Raw genomic sequence first — 14777 nt, 5'->3', positions numbered from 1 at the left:
GGAGGCCGCGGCCATTCTTCCCATGGCCTCAACCGACAGAGTCGAGCAGCCGGGCGGTGTGGACCCGCCCGGCGTACTCCACGAGCCGGATGAGTACCTCCTTCCCGGAGTCGCGGTCCCTGGCGTCGCAGAGCACCACGGGCGTACCCCGGTCGAGGTCGAGGGCGCGGGACACGTCCTGGGCGCCGTAGGCGCGGGCGCCCGTGAAGCAGTTGACGGCCACCACGAACGGGATGTGCCGGTGCTCGAAGTAGTCCACCGCAGGGAAACAGTCCTCGAGCCTGCGGGTGTCCGCGAGGACGACGGCCCCCAGTGCGCCCTGCGACAGCTCGTCCCACAGGAACCAGAACCGGTCCTGGCCCGGTGTGCCGAAGAGGTAGAGGGAGAGGCCGGACCGGATGGTGATGCGTCCGAAGTCCATCGCGACGGTCGTCGTGACCTTCTGGTCCACGCCGCCGGTGTCGTCCACCGACTGCCCTGCCTCGCTGAGCAGTTCCTCGGTGCGCAGTGGCCTGATCTCGCTGACCGCGCCCACCAGGGTGGTCTTGCCCACGCCGAACCCACCGGCGACCAGTATCTTCAACGCCAGGGCGGTCGGTTCGTCGGCCGAGGCATCGGAGTTCTCGGAGACCATCGATCACTTCTCTCGGGAGTGCCGGCAGCGGTCGGCGTCAGCCGAGCGGTGCCGAGTAAGCGTCGGTACATGTGTGCGCGTGCGGGCAGTTGCGTCGTTCATCTAGAGCGCCCTCAGTCCTTCGATCACCTCGCGCAGGATCCGCTCGTCGGGCAGTTGCGCGGGCGGCACCGGGCGGCTGATGGTGACGCAGCCCAGCTCCAGCAGGTCGCCGAGCAGCACTCTGACCACGCCCACCGGCAGGTCCGCGCCCGCGGCGAGTTCGGCCACTGATTGCGTCTCGGGGCGGCACAGGTCGATGAGGGCCCGGTGTTCCGGCCCGAGCAGGGAGTCCTCGTCGACTCCGAGTGCGCCCTTGTCGAGGGTGACCAGGGCGATCAGATCGAAGCGCACCCCGGTGGGGCCCGGCTGGGTGCGCCCGCCCGTCATCGCGTAGGGACGGACGAGCGGTCCCGCTTCGCTGTCGTACCACTGGCTGCCCGCGAGGTCCTCGGTCATCTGCGCCGCCCGCCCTCGGTCATCCGGCGGCGGGCGGCTGCGCGGCGGCCCGCGGCGGCGTGTAGAGGTGCTCGCCGACGCGCTTGACCAGCCTCGCCATCTCGTAGGCCACCAACCCGATGTCGGCCGTGACAGCGGTGAGGACGGCGAGGCAGGTACCGTCGCCCGCTGCCGCCACGAACAGGAAGCCGTCGTCCATCTCCACCATCGTCTGGCGTACGCCCCCGGCGCCGAAGTGGCGTCCCGCGCCCTTGGCGAGGCTGTGAAAACCGGAGGCGACGGCAGCCAGGTGTTCGGCGTCCTCGCGCCTGAGGCCGGTGGAGGAGCCCACCGCCAGTCCGTCGTTCGACAGCACCACCGCGTGCCGTACTTCGGCGGCGCGCAGCACCAAGTCGTCCAGTAGCCAGTCGAGTTCGCCGGATCGCTGGGCGGCTCTCATGTTCGAGTCCTGGATCATGCGGGGTCTCCTTCACTGCTGTCGCTGCCCGCATCGGGGTCTGGAGTCGCGCCGCGACCGGGGGTTCTGCCGCCGCCGCGCGCCCAGCCGTCGCGGTAGGCCGCCATGCGGTCCCGTACGAGTTCGGGGGTGCGTGCGTCGTCGTGCCGGTGGGCCGCCACGTGTGCCGACTCCTCGATTCGCTGTTCGCGCAGTTGGGGAGCGAGGCTCGCCTGCCGTACGCGCCGTGGGAGGTCGTCGGACCCTTCGGAGTCGTCCGGAGGGCGGTGCAGCCGCAAAGTGGTGACTCCAGGTGGCGGGGTTTCCGGCGAGGCGTTCACAGGCGTTTCGGACGAGACGTTCGCGGAGGCTTCGGGCGAGCTGGGCGCTGGGGGTTCGACAGCGGTCTGCACGAGAGGCACGAGTGCGGGCCGCTCGATGGGCGCCTGGACGGAGTCGTGCTCGGGGGCGGCCGACACACGCGCGTACTCGCGTTCGTCGGGCCTTCCGTTCTCGGTCTTGCGGGGGGAACGTTCCGCCGCTCCTCCGTGCAGCAGCGCGGTCGGCAGCAGGACGACGGCGGTGGTGCCCCCGTAGGGCGAGGTACGCAAGTGCACCTTGATGCCGTGCCGGGCGGCGAGCCTGCTGACCACGAAGAGACCGAGCCGATCGCTGTCGAACAGATCCAGCGCCTCGGACTGTTCGATGCGCCGATTGGCCTCGTCGAGCGACTCCTGGCCCATGCCGAGCCCCCGGTCCTCGACCTCCACGGCGTAGCCGTTGCCGACCGGTTCGCCGGTGATGCGGACGCGGGTGTGCGGCGGGGAGAACTGGGCGGCGTTCTCGACGACTTCCGCCAGGAGGTGCGTGAGGTCGGCCACCGCGGCACCGCCGACCGATGCCTCGGGCAGCTGACGTACCTCCACGCGCGCGTAGTCCTCGACTTCGGACACGGCCGCGCGGACCACGTTCGTCAGCGAGACCGGCATGCGCCAGGCCCGGCCGGGTGCGGCGCCGGAGAGGATGATCAGGCTCTCCGCGTGGCGCCGCATCCGGGTGGTGAGGTGGTCGAGCCGGAACAGGTCACTCAGCTCGTTCGGGTCCTCGGACCGGCGCTCCATGCTGTCCAGCAGGCTCAGTTGGCGGTGCACGAGGACCTGGCTGCGCCGGGCGAGGTTGACGAAGACCCCGGAGATCCCGCTGGCCAGCTCCGCGCGTTCGACGGCGGCGCGCAGGGCGGCCCGGTGCACGGTGCCCAGGGCCTCCGCGACCTGTCCGGTCTCGTCCTCCGAGGGCGGTCCTGGCGGAGCCTCGGCGCGGACGTCGATCTCCTCCCCCGCGCGCAGCTTGCGCATGGCGTCGGGCAGCTTGCGTCGAGCGATCTCGAGGGCGCTGTTGCGCAGGAGCACCAGCTCGACGACGAGGCCGCGGCCGATGCGTACGGAGATCACGAGCGACGCGGCGACGGCGGCGAGGCCGAACACGACGGCGGCGCCGGCCGGGGTCAGCAGACCGCGGGTCAAGGGGTCGGCCCGGTCCGCGACACCGCGGCCCGCCTTCGCCTCGATGGCGCGCATGGCGTCCCGCACACGCGCGTGGGCGGTGTTCCAGTCGGCTTCCGGCGCGGCGTCGACGGCGTTTCCCCCGGGCCGGGAGGCGAGCACCCTGTCCTCGACGGCGCGTACGTCGGCGTACGCGCTCCCCGCCTCGAGGTCGCGCCAGGAGGCCTGTTCGGGTCCCCGCAGATCCGCGACGGCGGCGTCGGTCAGGGTACGACGGGTGCCGACCGCCCCGGTGAACAGCCGCAGTCGCTCACCGTCGAGTGTGTGGGCGAGTCGGGCCCCGGACAGTACGGTGTCCTCCTGAGCCAGCGCCTCGCCGGCCCGGGAGAATTCGAGGAGTACGCGCGCGTCGGAGCCCAGATCGGCGTCCTGGATGCCGGTGAGCGCGCCGTCGACCGCGAAGGCCGCCGAAATGGTCCTGGTGTACTGCCCGTACGCCTCGTCCCATCGGGTACGGCGCTCCAGTACGGCGGTGCGCAGGGTCCCCAGGTTCTCGGCGCCGTTGACGAAGGCGTCGAGCCGGCGGGCCACTCCGGCGGGCAGGTCGGCGCCGTCGGCGACGGTGTTGTGGTCGCCCAGTCGCAGCTTGGCCACCGCTCGGTCGGTGTGCTGCGCCAGCGTCTTGAGATCGCTCTGTGGCTCGGAGGACGGGTCGGTCGCGTAGCGAACGGCGGCCGCGCGTTCGGTCTGGAGCGCGGCGACGGCGTCGTCGACCGGGGCGCGGACCGTGGAGTCCACACGCTGCACCTGCCGCAGCCGCGCGACGTCCTGGGCGGTACTCACCGTGGCATACGCCCACAGGGCGAGCAGCGAGACGACCGGCACCATGAGCAGACAGACGATCTTGGCGCGCACCGTACGGGGACGTATGCGCCATCGTCCCGCGCGGGTGGATGCCTCAGGCTGCGTCTCTGTGACGTCGTCGTCGGGGTCGGTGTACTCGTCGGCGGGCGGGCCGGCGTGCGCGCGGCGGCCGCGCATCGGGGGTGGGGACGACGGCTCGGCGCCGGTTGCAGGGGTCCTACGGGGTGTACGCATGGCCTCCTCGCTCGGAGTGGTTCGGGGCGTGCCGTCCGAGCCGTCGTGGCTCGGGCCCGCCGCTAGCGGGCGACGCTCTCGACCGGCCGCTGGGCCGATGCGGATGCCTCGCGCTCGTCGGCTGTCGGGGACAGCGCGACGAACGCCGAGGTCAGGAAGAGATAGGACCCGAGGCCGACGGCGAGGGGGAAGATGAACTGCATCGCCGTGGCCCCGGGAAGGGCCTCCCCTGAGGGGCTGACACGCACGCTCACCGCCACCATTCCGGTGTAGTGCATGCTGCTCACCGCCCCGCCCATGACGAGGGAGGCGACGGCGACCGCGACGGGCGACTTGATGTTGAGTGCCGCCCACAGGGCCGCGGTGGCCGCGACCACGGCGATCACGACGGAGAGCCCGACCAGCACCGGGTCGTAGCGCACGACGCCGTGCAGCCGCAGCGCCGCCATGCCCAGGTAGTGCATGCTCGCCACACCGAGCCCGGTGGTGAGTCCGCCGAAAGCGAGCGCACGGCCCCGGTCGCGGCCGTAGCCGACGGCGAAGACGCCCGCGCCGACGACGACCATCGCGACCAGCAGACTGAGGATGGTCAGCGGCACGTTGTAGCGTATTTCCGTGCCGCTGACACTGAAGCCGAGCATCGCCACGAAGTGCATCGTCCAGATGCCGGTGCCGATCGCGGAGGCTGCGGTGAGGAGCCAGTTGCGGCGCGAACGCCCGGTGGCGCCGAGCGCGCGGACCGTGCAGCGCAGCCCCAGGGCGGCGCCTATACAGGCCATCACGTACGACAGCACGGGGGTCAGCCAGCCGAAGGCGGCGTGGTCCAGGTGTCCCATGGCTCAGGGACGCTAGTCCGGGCAGGGGCGCACAAAGAGGGCGCATTTCGAAAGGTGTTGAAATCTGACACAGAGAGGTACGTGTCCGATCGTGTGACGTTCGAACGTGTGCGCAGCGTCGCACTTCGTGTCGGTGAGGGATCATGCGGAACATGAGCGACGACCACACACACGTCCAGGAGTTCTTCACGGCTCGCGCGGCCGACTGGGACGCGCGGTTCCCCGACGACGGGCCGGCCTATGCGGCGGCGGTCGCCGAACTCGGCCTGCGCGAGGGGGACCGCGTGCTGGACGCGGGCTGCGGCACCGGGCGGGCGCTGCCGCCGCTGCGCGCGGCGGTGGGGCCCTCCGGAGTGGTCGTCGGGGCCGATCTGACCCCGGCCATGCTGGCGGCCGCGGTACGGGCAGGACGGCACCGTGACGGGCAGTTGCTGCTCGCCGACGTCAGTGCGCTGCCGCTGCGCACCGAGTCGCTGGACGCCGTCTTCGGGGCGGGTCTGATCGCGCATCTGCCCAACCCAGCGGAGAATCTACGGGAGTTGGCGCGGGTGGTACGGACCGGGGGCACGCTGGCGCTGTTCCATCCGATCGGCCGGGCGGCACTCGCGGCGCGCCAGGGGCGCCGGATCGCACCGGACGACCTGAGGGCGGAGGCCAATCTCCGCCCTCTGCTGGCCGCTTCCGGCTGGGACATGACCTCGTACGTCGACGAGGACGCCCGCTTCCTGGCGCTGGCCGCACGGCGGGGCTGAGGTCTCAGGCCCTTCCGGCGGCCTCCGCCACGACGGCGTCGGGGTTGCCGAGGTCTCAGACCTTTCCGGCGAGCTCGGCCACGAAGGCGTCGGGGTTGTCGAACATGACGTTGTGCCCCGCACCAGGAACGGTCACCACCCGGACTCCGGCGGCCTCCAGCCCCTCCCGACCCTCCAGTTCGCCGCTCAGCTCCCCCTGAAGGTAGACACGGTCCGCCGTCAGCTCTTCGAGCAGACGGCGCATCGTGGGGACCGTGCCGCGCATGAGGCCGATCGCGGTGCGGTGCAGGGCGCGCGGGTCGGCGAGCCGCATGGTCGCCGCCCAGGAGGGGCCCACCTTGTCGAGCACGCGCGCGTGGCCGCCGTTTTCGACGTATTCCTTCTCCGTGTACGTGGCGATGCCGCTGCTGCCCGCCGTGACCGGCGGGTGCGGGTCCAGGTTCGCCTCCACGAGGACCAGCCTGGACACGAGCTCGGGGCGCCGATGCGCGAGCACGATGGCCACCGCGCCGCCCATGCTGTGCGCGACCAGCTCCACCGCCGTGACACCGGCCTCGTCCAGGGCGGCCGCCAGCGCGTCCGTGTGGTCCTCCAGGGTGTAGCCGAAGTCCACGGGCCGATCGCTGATGCCGTGACCGGGCAGGTCGACGAACAGGGTCCGGCGCCCCGCCAGTTCGGACCGGGCCGCGATGTGGGCGTGGTAGACCGTCGAGGCCGACCCCAGTCCGTGTACGTACACCCGGGCCGGTTCAGCGCCCGTCGCCTCCGTCCAGCGGATGCAGCTTCCCTTGCCGTCGAACTCGGCCTGCCTCATTGCTCTCCCTCAAGTCCGCCTCATCGTTTCTCACGCCCCAAGAGAATACCTCGGATCCGATGTATAGAGGAAGCGATGTACGAAGGGGAGGATGTACACCGCTGGGTGCGGCAGAATGCGAGGCATGCTTGAGCTGGCCATCCTCGGTTTTCTGTACGACGCCCCTCTGCACGGCTACGAGCTGCGCAAGCGCATCACCGCGCTGACCGGCCATGTGAAGCCCGTCGCGGAGAGCACGTTGTATCCCGCGATCAAGCGGCTGGAGAAGGCGGAGTTGCTGGCGCGCGCGACGCAGCCGGGTTCCGTGGCCGCCCCTCGCCATGTCCTGACGCTCACCAACGAAGGCAGAGACGAGCTGCGCCGCCGACTCGCGGAGCCCGTACAGCGCGACATCACCGACGAGAACCGCTGGTTCACGGTGCTCGCCTTCCTCAGGCACCTGGCCGACCCCGCCGCGCAGGCCGCGGTGCTGCGCCGCAGGCTCGCCTTCCTGGAGGAGCCCGCGAGCTTCTTCTACGAAGGCGACCGGCCGTTGCGCGCCGAGGAGCTCGACGATCCCTTCCGCCAGGGCATCCTCATCATCGCCCGGGCCACGAGTCGGGCCGAGCTCACCTGGCTGCGGGCCACGATCGACTCACTCGACCACAGCGGGCGGTGAGTCGGGACGGCCGCGCATGCGTGCGGCAGGGACAAGGGGCCCGGGAGCGTTCGTGACGCTTCGCCGGGCCGCCCCTCTTCTGCCGCCGGGGCTTCAACTCTACGTTGAGTAGCAGCAGATGAACGATCAGCGATGGCAACCGCGCAGGGGGAAGGTGGCCCGATGACCGGGATGTTCGGCAGACTCCGTGAGATATGGCACCGGAAAGCAACTGTGGCGGCCGAAGGGGCCGAGGTACGGCGACCGGCCAAGCGGCGACCGGAGAAACGTACACACAATCTTTTCGAAGCGGCCGCGGCCTATGTGTCGGCGTGCGCGGAGGACGACCAGGAGCAGATCGACGAGGCCGCGGCCTGGGTGTCGCCCGAGGCGCTGTCGTTCGGGGTGAACGAGCTGGCCTGCCGTGCCGTGATCGCCCTGGCACGGGAACGCGACGAGTCGCCTCGGACGGTGGCGCGGACACTGCTCGGCCTGCCCGCCGCCTGACCGAGATGGGCGCGGGCCGGGCGTTTCGCCCCCGTCCAGCCGGATAACTGCAGCTCCGCGTCTGTTTCGGGCTCGTGACAAGCGCCTTCCGATCGCACTATGGTGCGCCGACGAACGTAGCGATCGGGAGGCTGGGATGGCCGGGACGGACGATGGCGCCGTCGCCACCGGGGACGACGACGCACTGTATGTACTGACGGCGGTGCTGTTGACGCCCGCGAAGTTCCCCAGTGTGCTGGGGGACGACTACCCGGAGGCCTGCGCGGCGCTCGACCTGGCGCCCCTGGCCGAGGGGTACGGTCTCGTGCTCGGCCAGGATGGCGAGGGCGCACGCTGGACGGTCGTCATCGACGACGTCTCGCTGGTCGCCGTCGCCATCGCGTCCTGGGACTGCGGGATGGAGCACGAGTTGTCGCCCGACGAGCGCACGGTCGTCTCCGCGCTGCCCGGCTGGCCCCTGGATGTCGCCGTCGCGGCCCCCGGGGTGCCTGCACCGCACGACCCCGCGCCCGAGCTCGCGGAGCGGCCCGCGCTCACTCCACCGGACACCACCACCTGGGGACCGGCCCAACGGCGCCTCGGAGCCGACGAGATCGCCCTCCAGTGGGCGACCTGGCGGGACCAGATCGACGACGGCGACTTCGTCACGTCCCAGGACGCCGCCCTGCCCGACGACGCCTCCCAGGACGAGGCCGAGACCGACGAGACCGAGAGCACCGGCGAGGCTCGCGGCGGCGTCCGCCGGGTGCTCGCGGAGGCGCGCTCCTACGTGGACACCCCGCCGCCCCTCGGCCGCGTCCGCTCGTCGTTCGCCACCGTCGACGCCCGGACCCTGCGCGCCGACGGTCCCGGCTGGTCCATGGTCGCCCGGACCGACGACATCGCCTTCGTCCTCCTCGACGAGGAGCCCGGAGAGGTGCTCCCCATCGGCCGGGGCCCTGAACTGCCCGGTCTCCTGGAGGCCCTCGACAAAATGGCCGTACGCCCCAGCTGAGCGGTCGCGCGGTGCCCGCGTCGCGGCGGACGACGCCGGACGCGCTCGGGGGCACCCGAGACCCCCGCCTGAAGATCCCTCGCCGAGCGGCCCGCGGCCGGCCACCGTGGAGCGGGTGGCTCCTCGCCCCGGAGAAAGCGGGGTACTCGGCCGCTCGCGGACCGTGCCGTCGGCAGGCCCGCGAGCGGCGTCGGAGCCGTCTCCCTCACGCGGGGGAACGAGCCCGATCGGCAGTGCTTCAGCGGCCGAGTTCCTTGCGGGTGATGCGGCGCAGCCTGCGCCGCTGCGAGGGGTCCAGCGTCAGGTACGCGGCCGCCGGAACTCCCACCACGATCAGGAAGGAGACCCACCAGGGCAACCAGAACAGCAGGATGAGGCCGACCGCCACACCACCTGCGGCGATCTTCGCGTTCTTCGACATGTGTCGCCTCCTTCGCGGCTGCTGCCGCTCTCTGTCCTGAAAACGGGTCCGCGCCTCTCACGGTTCCAGTGCGCGACCCTGAGACATCCCTGAGGCGCTCCCCTGACTCACCCCTGAGATCCTCGGCCCTCGCTCGCCCCCTGAGACCTTCGCGGCTGCTCGGTCCTGAGAGGTTCGCCGACCTCGTGCATGTGGCGCAGGGCCTGCCGGTAGGAGTCGACAAGCCCGGTTTCCGCGTAGGGGATACCCAATTCCCGGCAGTGTGCGCGCACCAGCGGCTGGGCGAGCCTCAGATGGGGTCGAGGCATGCTCGGGAACAAGTGGTGCTCGATCTGATAGTTGAGGCCGCCGAGGAACCAGTCGGTCAGGGCGGCGCCGCGAACATTGCGGGAGGTGAGCACCTGGCGGCGCAGGTGGCCCCAGCGTTCGCCGTCCGGGTCGGGCATCTCCATGCCCTTGTGGTTGGGCGCGAAGGCCATGCCCAGGTGCAGGCCGAACAGTGCCTGGTGCAGCGCGGCGAAGACCACGGCCTTGCCCAGGGACATGGAAGTGAGCAGCAAGGTCGCGTACACCACGACGTGGGTCACGAGCAGCAGGGCCTCCACCACCCGCTCGCGCGGGGGCTGCCGGCGCAGGTCCTGGAAACCGTGGACCTTCAGGGCGACGCCTTCCAGGAGGGTGAGCGGGAAGAAGAGCCAGGCCTGGTTGCGGGTGAGCCAGCGCCGGAAGCCGACCCGGACCTCTGCCTGCTCGCCGGTGAAGACCAGGACGTCGGCGACGACGTCGGGGTCCTTGTCGATGTGGTTCGGGTTGGCGTGGTGGCGGTTGTGCTTGTTGTTCCACCAGGAATAGCTCAGTCCGAGGAGCAGGTTGCCGTGGATCAGGCCGATCACGCGGCCGACCGACTTGTCGCCGGTGATCTGTGCGTGGCCCGCGTCGTGGCCTATGAAGGCCGTGCGGGCCGAGAACACGGCGAGCGGCGGGGCGAGGAGCAGCGCCCACCAGGAGTTGCCGATCAGGGCGACACCCGTCACGACCGCGGCCAGGGCCAACGCGTTCACGGTGATGGCGCGTGCGTACCAGTCGTGGCGCCGGTCCAGGAGACCCCGCGCCCTGACGGTGCGCAGGAGGGGTGCGAACTCACTTCCGGGGCTCTGCTCGACACCCGCCCCTGGAGGGTCTTCCACGACGGCTGTGGCGGTCTGGGGCATGGCGGGTCTCCGGTTCTCAGGGAAAGGGCTGACCTGATGAAACGTACGAATCAGTGACCTCCAGCGGCCATGGCGCCACCACCCGTGTCCGTACGGAGGCTTTCCCCGTGCGTCCAGGGGGGTTACGTACACCCCCGACTCGGGGTGAGTCGCCTCACGTCCCGAGCCTCCCTGCCCCGGCGTGCGAAGTGCTGTACCCTCGGCGACTCCGACCCAGTAGTCAAATTTGAGGAATACGCATCGCTGTGCAGAGAATTCCTGCGGCAACGCCCGCCGAGATCTCCGAACTGGCCCGATGTTGTGCCGTGTTCATGCCTGCCGATCCGTCCCGTACCGGAAGCGTCGCTTTCTGGCGACCCGACGGCGACGTCCCACCGGCGATGGCGTCCGGCACCGCCGAAGACCTGACCGTCACACTGCCCGGAGACGACGGTGTCGAACTCGTGACGGTGCCCGCCGTCCTGCTCCCGATGCGCGCCGCGCTGCCGGTCCTCACACGCGCGCGTACCGCCGCACACGCACACCGGGCGACCGCGTTCTGGGGCGCGGCCGCCGTGCTCGCCCTCCAACTCGCCGCGCGGGGGCTGCTGCTGCCGGGCCTGACGGCGAGCGACCACGACGCGTGGCGCGCCGGTCCGCTGCGCGCCGACGACCTGGAACGCGTACGCGAACTCGCCGCGGCGATGCCGCCCGAGGCGCACTCCGTGCCGGTGGACGGCGATGAGCCGGTGCGGCTGCCCGACCCCGAGCGGCTGCTGCGCGCCTTCCTCGACGCGGTCGCCGACGCGCTGCCCCGCTCCCCCGCCGCCTCGCTGGCCGCGGGTGGCCCGGCCTACGCGGCACCGGAGCCGCAGCACGTGCCGGAGCAGCGCGCCTGGACCGCCGACGTGGCCGCGGGACACGACGCTGGCGTGCGCATCTCGCTGCGCGTCGAGATCCCCGGGTTGGCGTCGGTCGGGGCGGACGAGACGCGGCTCCCGTTCCGCGGGGTGCTGCAGGTGCACAGCGTGAGCGACCCCGGTCTCGTCGCGGACGCCTCCGCCGTCTGGGACGGATCGACGGCCCTCGGCCCGCGCGCGCGGATGGACGTTCTGCTCGCCCTGCGCCGCGCGGCCCGCACCTGGCCCCCGCTCACCCCGTTGCTCTCGGCGACGGTGCCGGATGCCGTCGAACTCGCCGACGAAGAGGTCACCGAACTCCTCGGCGAGGGCGCCCGCATGCTGGCGTCCGCCGGCGTCGACGTCCACTGGCCCAAGGAATTGGCGCGCAAGCTGACCGCGCGTGCCGTCATCGGCCCGCCGGACGACAAGCGAAGTCCGGACAAGGTCGCGTCGGACACCCCCTCCTTCCTGTCCGCGGACGCGCTGCTGGCTTTCGACTGGTGGTTCGCGCTGGGCGACCAACAACTCACACGGCAGGAGCTGGACCACCTCGCCGAGGCGAACCGCCCCATGGTGCGGCTGCGCGACCAGTGGGTCCTCGTCGACCCGCAGGAGGTGCGCCGCGCCCGGGCGCACCAGGACCGCAAGGTCACGCCCATCGACGCGCTGAGCGCCGCTCTGACGGGCTCTACGGAGGTCGACGGCCGGAGGGTCGACGTACGGCCCACGGGGTGGCTGGCGGCGCTGCGGGAGCGGCTCTCGGACCCGGAGGGGCAGGAGCCGGTCGGGCAGCCCGCCGCGCTCACCGCGACGCTGCGGGACTACCAGGTGCGAGGCCTCAACTGGCTCGCCCGGATGACCTCCTTGGGACTGGGCGGCTGTCTGGCCGACGACATGGGTCTGGGCAAGACGATCACGCTGATCGCCCTGCATCTGCACCGGCAGACCGACGCGTCGACGGCGGGCCCCACCCTTGTGGTCTGCCCCGCCTCCTTGATGGGCAACTGGCAGCGCGAGATCGAGAAGTTCGCGCCCGGCACTCCGGTGCGCCGTTTCCACGGCTCGCGGCGCAGTCTGGAAGGCCTGGCTGACGGGGAGTTCGTACTCACCACGTACGGCACGATGCGGCTCGACGTGCCGCGCCTGGCCGAGCTGCCGTGGGGCATGGTCGTAGCAGACGAGGCCCAGCATGTGAAGAACCCCTACTCGGCGACGGCGCGGGCGCTGCGCACCATCAGCGCACGCGCGCGCGTGGCGCTCACCGGCACGCCGGTGGAGAACAACCTCTCGGAACTGTGGGCGATCCTCGACTGGACGACGCCGGGCCTGCTCGGGAGTCTCGGCTCCTTCCGGACGCGTTACGCGCAGGCCGTCGAAGGTTCTCAAGATCCCGCGGCGGCCGAGCGGCTCGCCCAGCTGGTCCGGCCGTTCCTGCTGCGGCGGCGCAAGTCGGACCCCGGTATCGCGCCCGAGCTGCCGCCGAAGACCGAGACCGACCGTGCCGTCTCGCTCACCAAGGAGCAGGCGGGCCTGTACGAGGCGGTGGTGCAGGAGACCCTCGCGGAGATCTCGGGCGCGGACAGCATGGCGCGGCGCGGTCTGATCGTGAAGCTGCTGACCGGGCTGAAGCAGATCTGCAACCACCCGGCACAGTTCCTCAAGGAGGACCGGCCGAAGATCCCGGGCAGGTCGGGGAAGCTGGAACTGCTGGACGAACTGCTCGACACCATCCTCTCCGAGGGGGCGAGCGTTCTGGTCTTCACGCAGTACGTGCGGATGGCCCGACTCATCGAGCGCCATCTCGCGGTGCGCGGCGTGGCGACGCAGTTCCTGCACGGCGGGACGCCCGTCCACGAGCGCGAGGCGATGGTGGAGCGCTTCCAGGAGGGCGAAATCCCTGTCTTCTTGTTGTCGTTGAAGGCCGCGGGCACGGGACTGAACCTGACGCGGGCCGAGCACGTCGTGCACTACGACCGCTGGTGGAACCCCGCCGTGGAGGCGCAGGCCACGGACCGCGCGTACCGCATCGGCCAGACCCGGCCCGTGCAGGTGCACCGGCTGATCGCCGAGGGAACCATCGAGGACCGCATCGCCGAGATGCTGCGGCGCAAGCAGCAGTTGGCCGACGCGGTCCTCGGCGCCGGAGAGGCGGCGCTCACGGAGCTGTCCGACGCCGAACTGGCCGACCTGGTGGAGCTGCGAGGGGACGCACGATGACGGACGGGAACGAGGAGCGTACGTTCGCGGCGCTGCCGCCCGCACAGGGGCGCGGCTTCGCGCAGACGTGGTGGGGCCGGGCCTGGCTGAAGGCGCTGGAGGACGCGGCGCTGGACTCCCAGCAGGTGAAGACGGGCCGCAGACTCGCGCGTGCGGGGGCGGTGGGGGCCGTGTCGGTGCGGCCGGGACGCATCACCGCCGTAGTCCAGGACCGGGACGGCACCGCGCACCGCTCGGATGTGCTGCTTCAGGAGCTGTCCGAGGAGCAGTGGGAGCGCTTCCTGGACATGGCCGTTGAACGGGCCGGGCATGTCGCGGCGCTGCTAGACCGCGAGATGCCCCCACATCTGGTGGAGGACGCGGCGGCCTCGGGAGTCGAGCTCCTTCCGGGGCTGGGCGACTTGGAGGCCGAGTGCGACTGCGGGGCCTGGGACCACTGCGGGCACACCGCGGCGCTCTGTTATCAGATGGCGCGGCTGCTCGACCAGGATCCATTCATCCTGCTGCTGATGCGCGGCCGCGCCGAACGCGCGTTGCTGGACGAGCTTCAGTTGCGCGGCAGCGCGACCGCGAAGGATCGGCCGGGCGCCCTGGAACCCGCCCAGCGGGGCGTGGACGCCGCCGAGGCGTATGCGGCCGGGGACATCCTGCCGTCCCTGCCGGCTCCTCCGGTACTGCCCGAGGTGCCTGGCCGCCCGCCCTCCCTGGACACAGAGGCCGCGCCCGCACCGGGCGTCGACCCGTCCGCGGTCGAGTTCCTCGCTGCCGCGACCGCGGCCGAGGCGCATCGGCTGCTTGCCGAGGCGCTCAGGTCGGCTCACGGACAGGAAGCACCGGCGGCGGAGTTGACGGTTGAGCAGGACGCGGTTCGGCTCGCAGCGGCCGCCACGGAGGGTGCGATCGTCGAGCGGCTGGCCGACGGATCGGAGCGCGACCGGCAGGAACTGGCGCTCGCCGTGCGCGCCTGGCACCACGGGGGTGTGGTCGCGCTGGCCGTCCTGGAGGCCGAGTGGACCGTGGAGGCGGAGGCACTCGCACGCGCGCGTACCGCCCTGGAGGCGGCCTGGGACGAGGACGAGCGGCCGCGACTGCGCGCCACCCGCAACCGCTGGACAGCCGTCGGCGCACCTGCCCAGCTGCGCCTGGGGCGCGACGGCCGATGGTGGCCGTACCGCAAGGAGCGGGGCCGTTGGGCTCCCGCGGGACCGGCGACAGGGGATCCGGCCACCGCCCTCGCGATGGCGCGGGGAGACACGGGCGGCGACCCGATGAATGGTTGACGCCCCACGTTCATCTCGAAGTCGCACCACGTTCGATGGAGCGGCCAACTCTGGCCACT

14 protein-coding genes are annotated in these 14777 nt (G+C 71.6%); 6 read left to right on the top strand and 8 right to left on the bottom strand.

Going from position 1 to position 14777, the window contains the following annotated elements:
* Positions 1–28 precede the first annotated feature (28 nt).
* The 5 genes from OG568_RS41755 to OG568_RS41735 all read right to left on the bottom strand — a co-directional run bounded on the left by OG568_RS41755 (position 29) and on the right by OG568_RS41735 (position 5004).
* The gene (locus tag OG568_RS41755) at positions 29–634 is read right to left on the bottom strand and encodes a GTP-binding protein (RefSeq protein WP_329535268.1); all 606 of its coding nucleotides are present in this window, start codon (positions 632–634) and stop codon (positions 29–31) included.
* Between the two features lie 102 nt (positions 635–736).
* A complete protein-coding gene (locus tag OG568_RS41750; protein ID WP_266417285.1) occupies positions 737–1132 on the bottom strand; it encodes a DUF742 domain-containing protein in 396 nt (131 codons plus the stop codon).
* Positions 1133–1151: 19 nt separating this feature from the next.
* A complete protein-coding gene (locus OG568_RS41745) occupies positions 1152–1589 on the bottom strand; it encodes a roadblock/LC7 domain-containing protein (RefSeq protein ID WP_329535267.1) in 438 nt (145 codons plus the stop codon).
* Positions 1586–4168, bottom strand: coding sequence for a sensor histidine kinase (locus OG568_RS41740; RefSeq protein WP_329535266.1), 2583 nt, complete (start codon positions 4166–4168; stop codon positions 1586–1588). The genes OG568_RS41745 and OG568_RS41740 overlap by 4 nt, the downstream gene beginning before the upstream one ends.
* Before the next feature lie 62 nt (positions 4169–4230).
* A complete protein-coding gene (locus OG568_RS41735; protein WP_329535265.1) occupies positions 4231–5004 on the bottom strand; it encodes an MHYT domain-containing protein in 774 nt (257 codons plus the stop codon).
* 152 nt (positions 5005–5156) lie between these two features.
* Here OG568_RS41735 and OG568_RS41730 point away from each other — a divergent pair, with 152 nt between their 5' ends.
* On the top strand, positions 5157–5756 hold the full coding sequence (locus OG568_RS41730; RefSeq protein WP_329535264.1) for a class I SAM-dependent methyltransferase: 600 nt from the start codon (positions 5157–5159) through the stop codon (positions 5754–5756).
* Positions 5757–5811: 55 nt separating this feature from the next.
* Here the strand turns inward: OG568_RS41730 and OG568_RS41725 are convergent, their stop codons facing one another.
* Positions 5812–6570, bottom strand: coding sequence for an alpha/beta fold hydrolase (locus OG568_RS41725; protein ID WP_329535263.1), 759 nt, complete (start codon positions 6568–6570; stop codon positions 5812–5814).
* A gap of 124 nt (positions 6571–6694) precedes the next feature.
* Between OG568_RS41725 and OG568_RS41720 the strand changes: the two genes are divergently transcribed.
* The 3 genes from OG568_RS41720 to OG568_RS41710 all read left to right on the top strand — a co-directional run bounded on the left by OG568_RS41720 (position 6695) and on the right by OG568_RS41710 (position 8708).
* Positions 6695–7228, top strand: coding sequence for a PadR family transcriptional regulator (locus OG568_RS41720; protein WP_329535262.1), 534 nt, complete (start codon positions 6695–6697; stop codon positions 7226–7228).
* A gap of 171 nt (positions 7229–7399) precedes the next feature.
* Positions 7400–7714: a hypothetical protein gene (locus tag OG568_RS41715; RefSeq protein WP_329536593.1), complete on the top strand. Its 315-nt coding sequence runs from the start codon at positions 7400–7402 to the stop codon at positions 7712–7714.
* A gap of 136 nt (positions 7715–7850) precedes the next feature.
* Positions 7851–8708, top strand: coding sequence for a hypothetical protein (locus OG568_RS41710; protein WP_329535261.1), 858 nt, complete (start codon positions 7851–7853; stop codon positions 8706–8708).
* Positions 8709–8946: 238 nt separating this feature from the next.
* On the opposite strand, the gene OG568_RS41705 is transcribed toward OG568_RS41710, so the two are convergent.
* Both OG568_RS41705 and OG568_RS41700 read right to left on the bottom strand, forming a co-directional pair.
* Positions 8947–9129 carry a hypothetical protein gene (locus OG568_RS41705; protein ID WP_266651630.1) on the bottom strand — a complete coding sequence of 61 codons (183 nt, stop codon included), beginning with the start codon at positions 9127–9129 and terminating at the stop codon, positions 8947–8949.
* 107 nt (positions 9130–9236) lie between these two features.
* A complete protein-coding gene (locus OG568_RS41700; protein ID WP_329535260.1) occupies positions 9237–10340 on the bottom strand; it encodes a fatty acid desaturase family protein in 1104 nt (367 codons plus the stop codon).
* 245 nt (positions 10341–10585) lie between these two features.
* Between OG568_RS41700 and OG568_RS41695 the strand changes: the two genes are divergently transcribed.
* Both OG568_RS41695 and OG568_RS41690 read left to right on the top strand, forming a co-directional pair.
* Positions 10586–13438, top strand: coding sequence for a DEAD/DEAH box helicase (locus OG568_RS41695; protein WP_329535259.1), 2853 nt, complete (start codon positions 10586–10588; stop codon positions 13436–13438).
* A complete protein-coding gene (locus OG568_RS41690) occupies positions 13435–14718 on the top strand; it encodes an SWF or SNF family helicase (protein WP_329535258.1) in 1284 nt (427 codons plus the stop codon). Before OG568_RS41695 ends, OG568_RS41690 begins: the two co-directional genes overlap by 4 nt.
* Positions 14719–14777 lie beyond the last annotated feature (59 nt).

It is taken from the genome of Streptomyces sp. NBC_01450, from assembly GCF_036227505.1.
Classification (GTDB): domain Bacteria; phylum Actinomycetota; class Actinomycetes; order Streptomycetales; family Streptomycetaceae; genus Streptomyces.
The sequence above is the reverse complement of the archived record's forward strand: the minus strand, read 5'-3'. Positions and strand labels throughout refer to the sequence as shown.